This window comes from Clostridioides sp. ES-S-0005-03 (assembly GCF_020658455.1).
Taxonomy (GTDB): Bacteria; Bacillota; Clostridia; order Peptostreptococcales; family Peptostreptococcaceae; genus Clostridioides.
In genome coordinates this window covers 412888-429795 of sequence record NZ_JACVWI010000003.1, presented here as the reverse complement: position 1 = coordinate 429795, position 16908 = coordinate 412888, and the positions used below count along the sequence as shown (strand labels likewise).

Sequence of the window (16908 nt, the reverse complement as noted above, 5' to 3'; positions counted from 1 at the left end):
TTAATCACATATGTCTCTATATGTTTCTATATACTCCTTAGCTGATTTTTTCCAACTATTATCAGTATTCATTGCATTCTCAACTACTTTAATCCATTTTTCTTTATCTTTAAAAACTTTAATTGCATTTTGCAAACAGAAAAACATCTCATGAGCATTGTAATTTTTAAAACTAAATCCATTACCTTCTCCAGTAAATTGATTGTAAGGTATTACAGTATCTTTAAGTCCTCCAGTTTCTCTAACTACTGGTAAAGAACCATATCTCATAGCTAGCATTTGACCTATACCACAAGGTTCAAATAGTGATGGCATCAAGAATATATCACTTGCAGCATAAATTTGTTGAGCCAACGATGCATTGAATGTAATTCTAGCAGATACTTTATCTGAAAAATTAGAATCATAATAATTAAACATTGATTGATATTGATGTTCCCCAGTTCCTAAAATGACAATTTGTAAATCTTCCCTCATAAGCTCAGGCATCATATAGGCTATTAAATCAAATCCTTTTTGAGAAACTAGTCTTGAAACTATCCCTATTAATGGAATAGATGAATCCTTTTTTAATCCTAATATATCTTGTAATCTTAATTTATTTTCCAATTTTTTCTCAATAGAATTTACATTGTAATTGACAAATATATCCTTATCTTTCTCAGGGTTATTCAGGTCATAATCTATGCCATTTAATATCCCTTTTAATTTGCCTGATTCCTTTCTAAGTAAACCATCTAATTGTTCTCCATAAAAAGATGTTTGTATCTCATTTGCATAAGTAGGACTAACAGTTATAACTTTATCTGCAAAATTTATTCCAGCTTTCATAAAATTTATTGAACCATAATACTCTATATCTCCATTATCAAAATATTTTTCAGGTAAATCTAATATATCATTTAAGACATACTTATCAAATACACCTTGATATTGTAGATTATGTATAGTATACATAGTTTTTATATTTTTATACCCCTCAAGGGTTGCATATCTCTCTTTTAAAATTAATGGTAACATACCTGTGTGCCAATCATTTATATGTATTACATCTGGATAAAAGTCAATTCTACTTATAGCTTCTAAGACAGCATCTGTAAAGAATGTATATCTTTCTGCATCATCTCCATACCCATAAATACTCTTTCTCTCATCTTCTCTTCTAAAATAAAATTCATTGTCTATAAAATAAAATTTAACACCATCTAGTTCCATTTCTAAAAGACCACAATATTGATTTCTCCATCCAACGCGTACACTAAAAACGGCTATTTCTTTTAATTGATCTTTTAAATAACTTGGTATAGTTGAATATTTAGGCATTATTACCCTTACATCTACACCTTCTTTTTTTAATTCTTTAGGCAATGCATAAGATACATCTCCTAATCCTCCAGTTTTAGCAAAGGGCCAACACTCTGCTGTTACATAAAAAACCTTCACTAGCTATTCCCCCTTCTAAAAAATATTTTTATATATTCGTATTTTTTTCTACTACAATAGGATATTTTTCATCTCCTTTTAACTCTTTTCCTTTTGATACACTTGTATTTTTATCTAGTATTGCATTATATAGTTTTGCATTTGACTTTATTACACAATTTTGCATTACTATTGAGTTTTCTATAACTGTTCCTTTTTCAACATTAACTTTTCTAAATATAATGCTATCTTTTACAGTACCTTCTATTAAGCAACCTGATGCTATAAAACTATTTTCTACCTTTGCACTATCTGTGTAAATTGTAGGTGACTCATTCTTTTCTTTAGTAAATATTTTTCTTTCAGAATACAGTAATTCATCAGCCACTTCTATTTCTAATAAATCTTTGCTCATTTGAAAATATGATTCAACAGAATTTACACATTTCAAATATCCTGTATACTCATAAGCTCCTATTTTCATATTTTCTGCTTCTTCAACAATGAACTCTTCTAAATAACAATAATTCCCTTTATTTACAATATTATATATACATTCTACAAAATCTTCACGTTTCATAATATATGTTTCCATACATATATTTGCTCTAGGGAATTTTCCTAAATTATTTCCTACATTTATTACTCTGTTATTACTATCTAAGTTTAAGGTTAGATTACCAGCAAAATCTTTATTTGCATTGTTTACATTTTTATATATTATAGTTATATCATTATGAGATTTTTTATGGTACTCCAAAGCCTGAGAGTAATCTAGGTTACATAACATATAACTTGGAGCTATTAAAATGTATTCTTCTTCACTTTTCTCTATATAATCAAGATTAGCTAGTATTGTGTATATATCTCCTTCTCTATGTGAGTAAGTATTTCTATACTTAGTATTTTCTGGGCTAAAAATTGATAAACCGCCCTTTTTTCTACTTAAATCCCAATCTTTTCCACTACCTATATGGTCTGTCAATGATCTATACTTTTCTTTTGCGAATATTCCAACTTTTGTGATTCCTGAATTTATCATATTAGATAGAGCAAAATCTATTATTCTATATCTTCCAGCTATTGGTGTAGAAGCTATCGGTCTTCCATAATTAAGTTTATTTATTGCAGGGTCTCCTTTTTTGTTTAAATTTATTATACCTAAACATTCATTTCTCATCTTAAAGACCTCCTTCTATTAATACGCATCTAGGCTCTATATTTTCATATTCAGAAACTACATTTATCTCATTATTTACATTTTTTATCTGAACATTGTCATTTATAGTTGCACATTCACCTATCATAGCTTTTTCTATAGTTACATTTTCTCCTATTACAACATTTGGCATGATTACTGAATCAATTACTTTACTTCCTTTTCCAACAACAACTCCATGTGATAATACAGAGTTTCCTACTTCTCCTAAAATTCTACAACCATCAGCTATCATTGATCTATGAACATTTGCACTTTTGCCTATATATTGAGGAGGCATTGCCATTGTATTTGTATATATCTTCCATTTAGGGTCTGATAAATCCAGTGTTTCTGGAGATTTAATTATATCCATATTTGCATCCCATAAACTTTGTATAGTTCCTACGTCTCTCCAATACCCTTTAAATGGATATGCATACATTCCAACATTATCCTCTAACATTTTAGGTATTAAATTCTTTCCAAAATCATCATAATTTATATCTGAATTTTTTTCTGCTTCTTTAAAATAACTTCTCAACATTTTCCAATCAAATATGTATACTCCCATAGATGCCAAATTACTTTTAGGTTCACCTGGCTTTTCTTCAAATTCATAAATACTTGAATCTTCATTTGTATTCATTATGCCAAATCTAGAAGCTTCATCCCAAGGTACTTCAATTACTGCAATCGTAGCCTTAGAGCCTTTTTCTTTATGAAATTTTAGCATTTTACTATAATCCATCTTATATATATGGTCACCAGATAATATTAATACATATTCTGGATTATAGGTATCTACAAAATCCATATTCTGATATATAGCATGTGCTGTACCATTATACCAATTTCCCTCTTTTTCATTCATAAATGGTTGTAATACATATACTCCACCATTTATTCTGTCTAAATCCCAATGACTTCCCATACCTATATGAGAATTTAATATCAGTGGTCTATATTGAGTTAAAACACCTACAGTATCTATACCAGAATTTGAACAATTACTTAAAACAAAGTCAATAATTCTGTACTTTCCTCCAAATGATACAGCTGGTTTTGCAATTCTCTTTGTGAAAACTCCAAGTCTTGAACCTTGCCCCCCTGCCAAAATCATAGCTAACATCTCTTTTTTCATTTAATGACACTCCCCTCATCTAGTAATTAATATTTATAATTGCATTTTTACCTTTATAAACTTTTAGTCAATAAATGTTGTGTATAAATTTTGCCCAAATGATAATGTAATAAGAGTAAAATAATATAAACTATACAATTTCTATAATGTATACCCCATAATTACTTTATTGAAGTATACATTATTTTCCATAAGTGCTATAGTACTTATAATATTCAATTCCTAGTTAGAAAATAATATAAACATTTATTTTATAGATATAAAAAATATTTTTTATAAATCAATTTATATCATACAAACGTACTTAAATTTTTATGCTTTTTTGATTTGATAATAATAGAACATAATATGACATGATTATCTAAAAATCTTTAAATAATTACTAGCTAATTTTATTTTTTGTTATTTGCTCATCTATGATTAAATCATTGAATTATAAAATTTTAGTTCTATTGTTAGACATATTCATTATGTTTGATATTTTTATAACTATATATGTTATCAATATAAATATCCAAATTAAAGTTACTTTCTTTTCCTATATGTTTTATTTAATATTATATAACACTTTTTACATTAGTAAAGGGTAAATTGTATAAAAATTCTGTTAATTTATTTTTAAAATCGCGTTTTATAAATAAAAACAAAGAAGAAGACCTAAAAAACTATAAGTCTTCTTCTTTTCAATGTGCATTCTATACTATATTTAATTAATTCGACATTTAATTTCCATTTCCTTCCTACTATAAAAAAACTCTTTTATTTTTTTAATGAATCATTTCCACTAAATGCATCTTTTACATCTAATATATCATTTTTATCATCACTCATGACTTCTTTTATTCCTTTGAATGTTCCTAAGAAATTAACTGCTTCTGAAGGTAAAACCAATTTTGTTGACTTACCTTCAGCCATTTTTTCAAGTGCTTCCATAGATTTTAATGCTAAGATATTATTGTCAATGTCAGACTCTTTCATAGCTGAAAATACTAATTTCAAACCTTCTGCAGTAGCCATTTGAGTTCTTTTAATCATTTCAGCTTCACCTTGTGCTTTAGCAATAGCTGTTTGTCTTATAGCCTCAGCTTCACCTTCTGCTACCAATATAGCAGACTCTTTTTCTCCTTCTGCTACACGTACCATAGCTTCTTTTCTTGCTTCTGCTGTTAATATAGCAGATTGTTTTTCTCCTTCTGCTTGTAATATAGCAGCTGACTTATTACCTTCTGCTTGAAGTATTGCTTCTCTTCTTTCTCTTTCCGCTCTCATTTGCTTTTCCATCGCAACTTGAATATCATGAGGAGGCATTATGTTCTTTAACTCTACTCTATTTACTTTTATTCCCCATTTATCTGTTGCTTCATCAAGGATTGTTCTCATTTTTACATTTATTATATCTCTTGATGTTAGTGTTTCATCTAAATCAAGTTCACCAATTATATTTCTTAAAGTTGTAGCTGTTAGATTTTCAATAGCAGCTATTGGATTTGCTATTTCAAATACATATCTAACTGGGTCTGTAACTTTATAATATACAACTGTATCAATCTGCATAGTTACATTATCTTTAGTTATAACTGGCTGAGGTGGGAAATCTATTACAATTTCTCTCAAGTCAATCACATATGCCATTTTATCTAAAAATGGTATCAAGAAATGTACTCCTGTTTCAGCCACTTTTTGAAACTTACCAAGTCGCATTATTATACCTACTTTAGATTGTTTTATTACTCTTATACAAGTTAAACTTATTGCTACTACTACTATTATTAATACAATACTTAAAACAACTTTCATGCCCATAAATATATCCTCCTTTTATTTTATTGATTCGTCACACTAGTTGCAGAATTTACTTTTTTAACAACTAGTTTTACCCCTTCTATTTTTAATACTTCTACTGTAGAACCCTGATCAATCTTTTCATCATCTATAGAAATAGCAGTCCATGTTTCATGTTCAACTACAACTAAACCAGTTTGATTTGGAGAAATTTCCTCTGTAACAACACCTTTTTTAGATATCATTGCTTGTAAATTGGTATTAGATTTATAAGTTTTATCTTTTTTTACAATTTTCTTAGTAGCTACAACTAACATAGCTATAGAAATTACAGCAAATATTAAAACTTGTAAAAATATACTCTTTATAAAAGTACTTAAAAATATAAGTATTACTGCTCCCACACTAAACCATATTAGTGTTAAGCTTGGAGTCAACATTTCTGCTATTCCAAATAAGACTGCTACTATTAACCATATCAACTTCATACTATCTACCCTCTTTTCATATGAATTATCAAACACTATATAAATCATATTCTTTATACAATATATTTGAATATGATTTTAAACAATCAACCAAAAACCAATAAAATAAGTCAATTTGAGATTAATTTAATAGTATTATATCAGCATACTTTGTTAAAGTTGTTACAAAGTAGTATCAAATATTAGTAATTAAATAATCAAAAACTTGTTCATTGTTAACGAAATGTTACTTATTAAATCTGTTGCATTTACTGTATACATACTTTTTCCTAACTTATCTCCTATATAACCATGTACATATGCTCCACTCACTGTAGCTTCAAGTATATCCATACCTTGACCTACAAAAGAAGTAATCATACCAAGTAAACAGTCTCCCATTCCACCAGTTGCCATACAACTATTTCCTGTAGGATTTATATATGTTTCTTTACCATCTGTTATGATAGTTTGATATCCTTTTAAAAGGACAACTACATTGTATTTTTGAGCAAATTCTTTTGCCACATCTACTCTATGTTCTCTTATATACCCAATTGAGTCACCTGTCAACCTGGCCATTTCTCCCAGATGTGGAGTAATTACAAACTTATTTTTCCACTCTAAAAACTTATAGCATCTATCCTTCATAACATTTAATCCATCTGCATCCAATATTATTGGACAACTAGAGTTTTCTACTACTCTAAGTAATCTCTCAAAAGTTTTGTGATTATCTCCCATTCCTGGACCAAAACCAATTGCATTGCTAGAGCTCAATAGTTTATCAACTCTCTCTTCTTCAAAATTTACAGTCATTGCTTCAGTGAGTCTAATAGATACTTTTTCTTGTACATCTTTACTACTAATCAAAGTTACAAGACCACTTCCACTTTTAACAGCAGATTCAGTTGCTATGAAACTAGCCCCATAAAATCCTTTTGAGCCTGCAACTATAGATACTTTTCCAAAATCACTTTTAAATCCATTCTTATCTCTTCTTCTAATATTATTTTTTACAAAACTCTCATCAGTTATGAATTCATCATTATGGTATTTTCTTGTAATAAAATCTGGAATACCTATTTTTTCTACAATTACATCCCCAATAAGTGAGTTTACATCATAATTTAAAAAACCTCTTTTATAAAACTCAAAACTAATTGTTTTTTTTGCTTTAATACAAATTCCAAGTATACTTCCTTTGTCACTATCTATACCAGATGGTATATCTATAGAATATGTATTTTTGCTGTTATCATTTACTATATCAATTACTTCTTTAAAAATACCAGTTATTTCTCTCTTTAGTCCTGTTCCAAATATTGCATCTATTACAACATCACTTTTAGATACTGCTTCCTTAAACATTGTTAAATTTTTATTTTTAATTATACTCTGTTTTTCTGTTTCAATAATTTCATCTACTTTATTTTTATTTATATAGTCATTATATTCCTCGCTTAAATCATTTTTATCAATATTTATAATATTAATCCCCATATTTAAAAGTATATTATAATTGATTTTAGAACATTCACTTAGTTTCTTGATATTACCAATTAAAAAGACATTTACATTTTTTTCTTTTAGCTTTAAATGTCTTGCTATTCCAAGACCATCTCCACCATTATTTCCAACACCACATACAATTGTATAATCATTATATATATCTATATCCATGTTTCTCATTGCAGATATTACTGCATTTTCCATCAATACAATCATTGGAATTCCCAATTCTTCTACGCATGCATTATCAACACTTCTACTTAAATTCGCTGTACCTATCAACACATATCATCACTCCTATAAAATTAAATACTTCCTAAAATATTTAAATAAAAACATATAAATATCTACTGAAGTCTTTTTAATCTTGTAAACATCTTGAATAAAAACATCAAAAATAAGATTCCTAAAAATAATTAAAAAAATAATAAAAATTCTGAATTGAAATAATCATTCAATTTATTATATCATATAATTTTGGTCATTATATTACTTCAAAATCTATTTTCATTAATTCTATAAAAAGTTTACCTTTTGCTCAATTTGTTTCTAAAATCCAAATGAATTTTAATTTTTATTTATAAATTAAAAGTTAAGAAAACTACCCAATCCTATACATAAAACTTTTTTTATTCGAACTCAATTTTCTGACAATTTAATAATTTTTCAAAATTTATTGTTGACTTTTATTTTTTACTGTATTAAACTAATTACTATACAAAATATAAAACAAAATTTTCAAAATTATTAAATTAAAAGGAGAGGTAAATATGAAGACTTTATTAAACAAACAAGTACGATTTTTTAGTAGCCAATTTAGTTAGGGTTTGTAGCTAAGTTAAGACAAATTGTCATAACATAGATACAGACCCCTTAGGATTACCATTTTTAAGGATTGTATCTATGTTGGCTATAGTGATTGTTGTTAAAGTTTTTATTTTATCATCATATTATAGAGAGCCACATGGATTATACTGTGTGGCTCATTCGTGTTTTTGCCATACAGTTATATGTACTGTGTGGTTTTTTTATATCCAAAATTTAATTTTCAATTATATTTAAAAAATTATTTTAAAATATTTTCAAAGGGGTGTTTTATTTATGTCAGGTATTATATCTGTAATGACGCAAAGTTTAATTTTATCAATCATGGCACTGGGGGTTTATATAACTTACAAAATCTTAGATTTTCCCGATATGTCTGCTGATGGTAGCTACACAATGGGAGCTTCTATTGTAGCATTTTCTCTTACTAATGGGATTTCTCCTATAGTAGCAACTTTAATGGCTATTTTATGTGGTTGTATTGCTGGTCTTGTAACTGGTATACTTCACATTAAATTTAAAATATCTAACTTACTTTCTGGTATTTTAGTTATGGGAATGCTCTACTCTATCAACCTAAGAATAATGGGAAAATCAAATATCCCACTATTTAGTTTTAAACATTTATTCAATGGAGAAATATCTCCTATAGTTTTAGCTCTAGCATTTGTACTTATCTGTAAAGTACTTTTGGATTTATTCTTAAAGACAGGTCTTGGATACACTCTAAAAGGTGTTGGTGACAACTCTCAAATGATTAAATCTTTGGGTATAAACATCGGTTCTATAAAAATATTAGGGCTTATGATTTCAAATGGACTTATAGCTTTATCTGGTAGTTTGATGGCTCAATTCTTAGGATTCTCAGACGTAAATATGGGTATCGGAACTTTAGTACTTGGAATTGCTTCTATCATAATTGGTATTACATTATTTAAGAAATTTACTTTTATTAAAAATACTACTGCAATAATTGTTGGTTCTTTCATATACCAATTCACTATATACTTTGCAATGAGTTTAGGTATGTTATCAACTGATTTAAAACTAATAACTGCCATAGTTATAATAGCTTTCTTAGCTACTGGTAACTTAAATATCTCACTAAAAAAAAACAAGTGCAAGGCTAGTACCAAAAATAAATCTGAAAAAAGAGGTGTTATAGATGTTACAAATTAAAAATATTTCAAAGAGTTTCCCAAATCCATATGGTCAACCTAATACTATATTTGAAAATTTATCCCTTAGTATAGAAGACGGTGAATTTGTAAGTATCATAGGTAGTAATGGAACTGGTAAATCTACTTTATTAAATATAATATCGGGATTATTAAAAGAATCCTCTGGTGAAATCACTCTAGATAATACTAATATAACAAATTTAGCTGAACACAAAAGAACTCAAATAGTAAGTAGAGTTTTTCAAGACCCAAGCTTAGGAACTTGTCCTTCTATGACAGTTAGAGAAAATTTATCTTTGGCTCTTAATAAGGGGAAATTGCTAAATTTAAAGAGATGTCTTCGTCATAAAACAAATGACTTAGAGCACTTACTTGAAGGAATTTCTCTAGATTTAAAAAAATACTTAGATATCAAAGTACAATATCTTTCAGGAGGTCAAAGACAATCACTTTCACTAATTATGTCTAGTTTAGCAAGCCCTAAGATTCTATTATTAGATGAGCATACAGCAGCACTTGACCCAAAGACATCAAATGAAGTAATTGAATTAACTGATAAAATTATAAGAGAAAAAAATATAACTACACTTATGGTAACTCACAACTTAAAGCATGCACTTCAATATGGAGATAGATTGATAATGCTCCATAAAGGTGAAGTGGTCTTAGATGTAAAGGGAAAAGAAAAAGAAGAATTAACAGTTGAAGAAATCTTAGAAAAATTTGAATATGCTGTTTAAAAGTATGTATTATGATAATTTAATTTTAGCTTAGTTACAAATTAGTTTATTTATAAAATAATTGTAAAATCATAATATTTTTAGCAATACTACAATAATTCATATGAATATATGAACATATATAACAATAAAATTTTTGAGGGGGATATAAAAATGATTAATAAAAAAAGATTGGTAAGTTTAATTTTAGCTGGTACTCTTGGAATATCTATGCTCACTGGATGTTCTCAAAATGGAGGCTCAGATGCTTCAAAAGACAATGAAAAAACAGACAAGAAAGAAATAAAAAATATAGGAATCACTCAATTAGTAGAACATCCATCTTTAGATAAGGCAAAACAGGGATTCATAAAAGCACTAGAAGATAAAGGTTATAAGGATGGAGATAATATAAAAATAGACTTCCAAAATGCACAAAATGATATGCCTACTACACAAAGTATTGCAAGTAAATTCGTATCTGATAAAAAAGATTTGATATATGCTATATCTACACCTTCAGCTCAAGCAGCTTATAATGCTACTAAAGATATACCTATAATCATGACTGCTGTTACAGACCCTGTAGAGGCTGGCTTGGTTAAATCTCTTGAAAAACCAGGTGGAAACGTTTCAGGTACATCAGATTATCTTTCAATTGATAAAACACTTGAATTGGTTAAAACTTTAACTCCAAAAGCAAAGAAAATAGGCGTTATATACAATACTAGTGAAGTTAATTCAAAAATACAAGTTGATTCTCTACATGATTATGCTAAGAAAAATAATTATGAAGTTGTTGAAAAAGGAATCAGTTCTTCAAGTGAAGTTAACCAAGCTATTTCTAGTTTAGTTGGCAAAATAGATGTTTTATATGTTCCTACTGATAATTTAATAGTTTCTTCTATGCCTATAGTTTCTAAAGTAGCTAACGAAAACAAAATACCTATAATAGCTTCTGAAGAAGGCTCTGTATCATCTGGTGCTTTAGCTTGTTGTGGAATAGACTATGAAAAACTAGGTTACAAGGCTGGAGAACTTGCTATTGAAGTGTTAGAGGGTAAACCTGTTGGTGATATACCTGTTGCTATGTTAGATGAAACTGAAATAATAATCAATGAAGATACACTAAAAGCACTTGACATGCAAAAGCTATCAGCAGATAATATAAAGTATATAAAGTCAGATAAAAATGCAAAATCTGCAGAGTAAAATGTAGTAAATTCAAAAAAGTAGGTAATATGAAAACTTTATATAGTAAGTACTCTTATCCACCCTAACCCTTTGAAAATTGTACTTATTGTAGCAATTTATTGCATATAAAGTTATTCATTTTCCATAAAGTCGTCTATTTTGACGACAGATTATGAAAGTTATATAACTTTCTAATCATTATTTGAGCTGTCTAAATAGAAATTTAAATTTCTTAGACAGCTTTTTTTTATAAATTTTAATATCTACAGCTTTATCTTCATTCCACATTTTTCTTTAATTAAATATTTTTTCACAAAATTCCCATTCAATTTATAAGTTTAGGATAACGTTTTTTCCAATTGATACATTCTCTTTTAAAAATTCCAAGTATACACTATGTAGTATCTTAATTAAATTTAGCAGTTGACTTTTATTATTGTATAATTTATAATTTATAACAAGTCAAGAATACATATAATTTTCTGACTAATTAAAATATTAAAAGGGAGAGATAATTATGAATACTTTATTAAACAATAAAAAATATTATTATTACTATAGCCACTATTTCTAGGGTTTGTACCTACGTTTTAACATAGATACAGACCCCTTAAGACTAGCAAAACTTTGGGATTGTATCTATGTAGGCTATATTGTTTATAGAGTTTTCATTTAACTATATAAGAGCCACATAGATTATACTATGTGGCTTATTCGTGTTTTTACCACATAGTTGTGTATACTATGTGGTTTTTTTATATACAAAATTAACAAATAATTAAAATTATAAAAATATTTTTAAAGGAGTGTTTTATTTATGTCAGGTATTATATCTGTAATGACGCAAAGTTTAATTTTATCAATCATGGCACTGGGGGTTTATATAACTTACAAAATCTTAGATTTTCCCGATATGTCTGCTGATGGTAGCTACACAATGGGAGCTTCTATTGTAGCATTTTCTCTTACTAATGGGATTTCTCCTATAGTAGCAACTTTAATGGCTATTTTATGTGGTTGTATTGCTGGTCTTGTAACTGGTATACTTCACATTAAATTTAAAATATCTAACTTACTTTCTGGTATTTTAGTTATGGGAATGCTCTACTCTATCAACCTAAGAATAATGGGAAAATCAAATATCCCACTATTTAGTTTTAAGCATTTATTCAATGGAGAAATATCTCCTATAGTTTTAGCTCTAGCATTTGTACTTATCTGTAAAGTGCTTTTAGATTTATTCTTAAAGACAGGTCTTGGATACACTCTAAAAGGTGTTGGTGACAACTCTCAAATGATTAAATCTTTGGGTATAAACATTGGTTCTATAAAAATATTAGGGCTTATGATTTCAAATGGACTTATAGCTTTATCTGGTAGTTTGATGGCTCAATTCTTAGGATTCTCAGACGTAAATATGGGTATCGGAACTTTAGTACTTGGAATTGCTTCTATCATAATTGGTATTACATTATTTAAGAAATTCACTTTTATTAAAAATACTACTGCAATAATTGTTGGTTCTTTCATATACCAATTCACTATATACTTTGCAATGAGTTTAGGTATGTTATCAACTGATTTAAAACTGATAACTGCCATAGTTATAATAGCTTTCTTAGCTACTGGTAACTTAAATATCTCACTAAAAAAAAACAAGTGCAAGGCTAGTACCAAAAATAAATCTGAAAAAAGAGGTGTTATAGATGTTACAAATTAAAAATCTTTCAAAGAGTTTCCCCAATCCATACGGTCAACCTAATACTATATTTGAAAATTTATCAATTGACATAGAAGACGGTGAATTTGTAAGTATCATAGGTAGTAATGGAACTGGTAAATCCACTTTATTAAATATAATATCGGGTCTTATAAAAGAATCTTCTGGCCAAGTATTATTAAATAAACACAATTTATCTAATTTGGCTGAACATAGAAGAACTCAAATAGTAAGTAGAGTTTTTCAAGACCCAAGTTTAGGAACTTGTCCCTCTATGACAGTTAGAGAAAATTTATCTTTGGCTCTTAATAAAGGTAAGTTATTAAATCTAAAAAAATGTCTTCGTTATAAAAGAGATTTTCTAGAAAATTTATTAGAAGGAGTTTCTCTAGATTTAAAAAAATACCTAGACGTACAAGTACAATTTTTATCAGGAGGTCAAAGACAATCACTTTCACTAATTATGTCATGCTTAACAAGTCCTTCAGTTTTATTACTTGATGAGCATACAGCAGCTCTTGACCCAAAAACATCAAATGAGGTAATTGAATTAACCGATAAAATTGTAAGAGAAAAAAATATAACTACACTTATGGTAACTCACAACTTAAAGCATGCTCTTCAATATGGAGATAGATTAATTATGCTCCATAAAGGTGAAGTGGTCTTAGATGTAAAGGGAAAAGAAAAAGAAGAATTAACAGTTGAAGAAATCTTAGAAAAATTTGAATATGCTGTTTAAAAGTATATATTATGATAATTTAATTTTAGCTTACTTACAAATTAGTTTATTTATAAAATAATTTTAAAGTCATAATATTTTTAGCAATACTACAACCATTCATATGAATATATGAACATATATAATAATAAAAAAAATTTTGAGGGGGATATAAAAATGATTAATAAAAAAAGATTGGTAAGTTTAATTTTAGCTGGTGCTCTTGGAATATCTATGCTTACAGGATGTTCACAAGGTGGAGACTCTAGCAATTCTAAACAAGAAAATAACTCTAAAGACAAAGAAGTTAAAAAAATTGGTATAACTCAATTGGTTGAACATCCAGCATTAGATGCTACTAAAACAGGATTTGTAAAAGCCTTAGAAAAAAATGGATTTAAAGATGGAGAAAATATTGATATAGATTTCCAAAATGCTCAAAATGATATGCCTACTACACAAAGTATTGCAAGTAAATTTGCATCTGATAAAAAGGACTTAATATTTGCAATATCTACTCCATCTGCTCAAGCAGCTTATAATGCAACTAAGGATATACCTATACTTATAACTGCTGTCAGTGACCCTGTCGCTGCTGGCTTAGTTAAATCAATTGAAAAACCAGGTGGAAATGTATCTGGAACATCAGACTTTGTTTCTGTAGAAAAAGGATTAGAACTACTTAAAATATTTGCTCCTAAAGCAAAGACTATAGGAGTTATGTACAATACTAGTGAAGTTAATTCAAAAGTTCAAGTTGATGCTTTAAAAGAATATGCTTCTAAAAATGGTTTTAAAGTTGTTGAAAAAGGAATAACTACTTCAAATGAAGTCAATCAGGGAATTTCTAGCTTAGTTGGTAAGATAGATGTTTTATATGTTCCTACTGACAACTTAGTAGCTTCTTCTATGCCAATAGTTTCTAAAATAGCTACTGAAAATAAGATTCCAGTTATAGCAGCTGAATCTGGTCCAGTTGAAAAAGGTGCTCTTGCTTGTCAAGGTATAAACTATGAAAAACTTGGTTACAAAACAGGTGAAATGGCTGTTAAAATTTTAAATGGTGAATCAGTTTCTGATATGCCTGTAGCTACATCAGATGATACAGATATCATTGTTAATGAAGATATACTAAAAGCTTTAGGTATGGAAAAACCTTCTAATGAAAATATTTCTTATGTAAAAACTAAACAAGAATAAATATAATAGATTTTTATGAGGGAGTGGTCAAAATGAAGTCCAGTAAGTTGATAAATTTAATTTTAATTGGTGTTCTTAGTGTATCTACCATTACAGGTTGTTCTAAAAATAATGAAGGTGAGTCAAATAAATCATCTGATAAAAATAATGAAATTAAAAAAATTGGTATTACTCAGTTAGTTGAGCATCAAGCTTTAGATGCATCCAGAGAAGGATTCATTAAAGCTCTAGAAGATAATGGATTTAAAGATGGTAAAAATATAGAAATAGATTATCAAAATGCTCAAAATGATATGCCTACTACACAAACTATAGCTAGTAAATTTGTTTCTGATAAAAAAGATTTGATATTTGCTATATCTACTCCATCTGCTCAGGCATCATACAATGCTACTAAAGATATACCTATACTTATAACTGCTGTAACTGACCCTGTTTCAGCTGGATTTGCAGATTCTTTAGATAAACCAGGTAAAAATGTTTCTGGAACTTCTAATTTTACACCTATTGATAAGAGTTTAAAGGCTCTTGATATACTAATCCCACAAGCAAAGACTATAGGTGTTATATATAATACTAGTGAGGTAAATTCTAAAGTTCAAGTTGATAACTTGAAGAAATATGCAAATGATAAAGGTCTTAAAGTTGTTGAAAAAGGAATTAGTTCTTCTAGTGAAATAAATCAAGCTGCTTCTAGTTTAATGGGTAGCGTAGATGTTATTTATGCTCCTACAGATAATTTACTTGCATCTTCTATGCCTATCGTTTCTCAACTTGCTACTAAAAATAAAATACCTATAATAGCTGCAGAGGAAGGTATGGTAAAAGGTGGAGCATTAGCTTGCCAAGGTATAGATTATGAAAAATTAGGTTATAAGACTGGTGAGATGGCTGTTAAAGTCCTAAAAGGAGAATCTAAAGTTTCAGATATGCCTATAACAAGTTTAGAAGAAACTAATTTAATTATTAATGAAGATACTCTAAAGGCACTTTCTCTAGATAAACCTTCTGACAAGAACATAGTTTATATTAAAACTGAAAATAAATAATTTGACCACTCTAATTAATATAAAATATGAAAATAAAGTAAAATTTAATGATATTTTTATATACAATCAATATGCCTGTTTCTATGAATCTTTCCAAACATAAAAACAGGCATATATTTTTATTTTAATATATTGTCTATTCAATTTTACATTGATATATTTCTTATCCAAAGATAATATATTAATAATCTTAACTTATTTATATAAATAAAATTATTCTTCTATATGTTTTATTACTCTACATGGATTTCCAACGGCTACAGTATTTGATGGTATATCTTTTGTCACTACACTTCCTGCACCTATTACCACATTATCACCTATAGTAACTCCTGGAGTTATAATCACGCCTCCACCTATCCATGCATTATCTCCTATCTTTACAGGTGAACCATACTCTATTCCTGAAATTCTAAGCTGTGCCTCAATTGGATGATAAGCTGTATAAATTTGAACATTTGGAGCTAACATTACATTATCACCAATTTCAATTTTACATACATCTAAAAAAATACAGTCATAGTTTGCAAAGAAATTTTCACCTACATGTATATTATATCCATAGTCACACCTTATATTTTGTTCAACATTTATTTGATTCCCAACTGAACCAAATAGTTTTTTTAAAATATCCACTCTTTTTTCATATTCATCTTCCAAAGAGTTATTAAACAACCTAGTTAATTTTTTACAATACTCTCTTTCTTTTACTAGCAATTCATCATTTGCATAGTAACCTTTCCCTGACAACATTTTTTCTTTTTCAGTCATATA

The 16908-nt window shown here is 28.1% G+C and carries 14 protein-coding genes; 7 read left to right on the top strand and 7 right to left on the bottom strand.

Annotated features, from left to right (window positions below; all coding sequences use genetic code 11):
* The 6 genes from glgA to IC218_RS14650 form a co-directional block, all read right to left on the bottom strand.
* Positions 1 to 1443 carry a glycogen synthase GlgA gene (gene glgA, locus IC218_RS14675; protein ID WP_227824764.1) on the bottom strand — a complete coding sequence of 481 codons (1443 nt, stop codon included), beginning with the start codon at positions 1441 to 1443 and terminating at the stop codon, positions 1 to 3.
* Positions 1444 to 1471: 28 nt separating this feature from the next.
* The gene (gene glgD / locus IC218_RS14670; protein ID WP_227436767.1) at positions 1472 to 2602 is read right to left on the bottom strand and encodes a glucose-1-phosphate adenylyltransferase subunit GlgD; all 1131 of its coding nucleotides are present in this window, start codon (positions 2600 to 2602) and stop codon (positions 1472 to 1474) included.
* 1 nt (position 2603) lies between these two features.
* Entirely contained in the window at positions 2604 to 3764 is a 1161-nt protein-coding gene (locus IC218_RS14665) for a glucose-1-phosphate adenylyltransferase (protein ID WP_227436768.1), read from the bottom strand.
* Between the two features lie 759 nt (positions 3765 to 4523).
* Positions 4524 to 5567, bottom strand: a complete 1044-nt coding sequence (locus IC218_RS14660) for an SPFH domain-containing protein (RefSeq protein ID WP_227436770.1) — start codon at positions 5565 to 5567, stop codon at positions 4524 to 4526.
* A 20-nt stretch (positions 5568 to 5587) separates the two neighbouring features.
* Positions 5588 to 6034: an NfeD family protein gene (locus IC218_RS14655; RefSeq protein ID WP_227824763.1), complete on the bottom strand. Its 447-nt coding sequence runs from the start codon at positions 6032 to 6034 to the stop codon at positions 5588 to 5590.
* 189 nt (positions 6035 to 6223) lie between these two features.
* Positions 6224 to 7810, bottom strand: coding sequence for an NAD(P)H-hydrate dehydratase (locus IC218_RS14650; protein WP_227824762.1), 1587 nt, complete (start codon positions 7808 to 7810; stop codon positions 6224 to 6226).
* A gap of 816 nt (positions 7811 to 8626) precedes the next feature.
* Here IC218_RS14650 and IC218_RS14645 point away from each other — a divergent pair.
* The 7 genes from IC218_RS14645 to IC218_RS14615 all read left to right on the top strand — a co-directional run bounded on the left by IC218_RS14645 (position 8627) and on the right by IC218_RS14615 (position 16134).
* Positions 8627 to 9529 (top strand): ABC transporter permease, encoded by a 903-nt coding sequence (locus IC218_RS14645; protein WP_227482956.1) that lies wholly within the window; start codon positions 8627 to 8629, stop codon positions 9527 to 9529.
* Positions 9516 to 10271: an ABC transporter ATP-binding protein gene (locus IC218_RS14640; RefSeq protein ID WP_227824761.1), complete on the top strand. Its 756-nt coding sequence runs from the start codon at positions 9516 to 9518 to the stop codon at positions 10269 to 10271. The genes IC218_RS14645 and IC218_RS14640 overlap by 14 nt, the downstream gene beginning before the upstream one ends.
* 153 nt (positions 10272 to 10424) lie before the next feature.
* Positions 10425 to 11462, top strand: coding sequence for an ABC transporter substrate-binding protein (locus tag IC218_RS14635; RefSeq protein ID WP_227824760.1), 1038 nt, complete (start codon positions 10425 to 10427; stop codon positions 11460 to 11462).
* Positions 11463 to 12261: 799 nt separating this feature from the next.
* Entirely contained in the window at positions 12262 to 13164 is a 903-nt protein-coding gene (locus IC218_RS14630; protein ID WP_227482956.1) for an ABC transporter permease, read from the top strand.
* Positions 13151 to 13906, top strand: a complete 756-nt coding sequence (locus IC218_RS14625) for an ABC transporter ATP-binding protein (RefSeq protein ID WP_227433316.1) — start codon at positions 13151 to 13153, stop codon at positions 13904 to 13906. The genes IC218_RS14630 and IC218_RS14625 overlap by 14 nt, the downstream gene beginning before the upstream one ends.
* A gap of 156 nt (positions 13907 to 14062) precedes the next feature.
* Positions 14063 to 15085, top strand: coding sequence for a CD0873 family tyrosine ABC transporter substrate-binding lipoprotein (locus IC218_RS14620; protein WP_227433317.1), 1023 nt, complete (start codon positions 14063 to 14065; stop codon positions 15083 to 15085).
* A 32-nt stretch (positions 15086 to 15117) separates the two neighbouring features.
* On the top strand, positions 15118 to 16134 hold the full coding sequence (locus IC218_RS14615; RefSeq protein ID WP_227433318.1) for an ABC transporter substrate-binding protein: 1017 nt from the start codon (positions 15118 to 15120) through the stop codon (positions 16132 to 16134).
* A gap of 213 nt (positions 16135 to 16347) precedes the next feature.
* Here IC218_RS14615 and IC218_RS14610 read toward each other — a convergent pair whose 3' ends face one another.
* Positions 16348 to 16905: a sugar O-acetyltransferase gene (locus IC218_RS14610; protein ID WP_227433319.1), complete on the bottom strand. Its 558-nt coding sequence runs from the start codon at positions 16903 to 16905 to the stop codon at positions 16348 to 16350.
* Between the last annotated feature and the right edge of the window lie 3 nt (positions 16906 to 16908).

Excerpts from the sequence above, each read along its gene's own strand:
- IC218_RS14615 (WP_227433318.1), top strand. The coding sequence starts at position 15,118 with ATGAAGTCCAGTAAGTTGATAAATTTAATTTTAATTGGTGTTCTTAGT.
- IC218_RS14635 (WP_227824760.1), top strand. The coding sequence starts at position 10,425 with ATGATTAATAAAAAAAGATTGGTAAGTTTAATTTTAGCTGGTACTCTT.
- IC218_RS14660 (WP_227436770.1), bottom strand. The coding sequence starts at position 5,567 with ATGGGCATGAAAGTTGTTTTAAGTATTGTATTAATAATAGTAGTAGTA.
- IC218_RS14625 (WP_227433316.1), top strand. The coding sequence starts at position 13,151 with ATGTTACAAATTAAAAATCTTTCAAAGAGTTTCCCCAATCCATACGGT.
- IC218_RS14665 (WP_227436768.1), bottom strand. The coding sequence starts at position 3,764 with ATGAAAAAAGAGATGTTAGCTATGATTTTGGCAGGGGGGCAAGGTTCA.
- IC218_RS14620 (WP_227433317.1), top strand. The coding sequence starts at position 14,063 with ATGATTAATAAAAAAAGATTGGTAAGTTTAATTTTAGCTGGTGCTCTT.
- IC218_RS14610 (WP_227433319.1), bottom strand. The coding sequence starts at position 16,905 with ATGACTGAAAAAGAAAAAATGTTGTCAGGGAAAGGTTACTATGCAAAT.
- IC218_RS14655 (WP_227824763.1), bottom strand. The coding sequence starts at position 6,034 with ATGAAGTTGATATGGTTAATAGTAGCAGTCTTATTTGGAATAGCAGAA.
- IC218_RS14640 (WP_227824761.1), top strand. The coding sequence starts at position 9,516 with ATGTTACAAATTAAAAATATTTCAAAGAGTTTCCCAAATCCATATGGT.
- IC218_RS14630 (WP_227482956.1), top strand. The coding sequence starts at position 12,262 with ATGTCAGGTATTATATCTGTAATGACGCAAAGTTTAATTTTATCAATC.
- IC218_RS14645 (WP_227482956.1), top strand. The coding sequence starts at position 8,627 with ATGTCAGGTATTATATCTGTAATGACGCAAAGTTTAATTTTATCAATC.
- glgD (WP_227436767.1), bottom strand. The coding sequence starts at position 2,602 with ATGAGAAATGAATGTTTAGGTATAATAAATTTAAACAAAAAAGGAGAC.